The organism is Xanthomonas cissicola (assembly GCF_008801575.1).
Lineage (GTDB): Bacteria > Pseudomonadota > Gammaproteobacteria > Xanthomonadales > Xanthomonadaceae > Xanthomonas > Xanthomonas cissicola.
The window spans coordinates 1-254 of record NZ_VZPL01000282.1; the positions used below are offsets into that span (position 1 = coordinate 1).

1 pseudogene is annotated in these 254 nt (G+C 55.5%); it reads left to right on the top strand.

Annotation, left to right across the window (positions count from 1 at the left end):
* A pseudogene (locus F7R02_RS27735) lies at positions 1–120 on the top strand (IS30 family transposase); the annotation flags it as partial.
* Positions 121–254 lie beyond the last annotated feature (134 nt).

Sequence of the window (254 nt, forward strand, 5' to 3'; positions counted from 1 at the left end):
AATCACATCGCGTTACTGATGAACACCCGTCCTCGCCAGACACTGGGCTGGAAAACGCCTAGCGAAGCAATGGAAGCGGAAATCGCCGCCTTCAAATCATCTGTTGCACTTGAATCTTGAGACCGCCGAGCTTCGTCGTCCCTATTTGAACTGAGTCTGCCAACGGATGCCGGCATGACAGGCATCTTCGCCACCGAAGTCTCATCAGTAGAAGTGTCCATGCCTGGCCCAGGGCGCTCTTGCTGGGCCTGTTC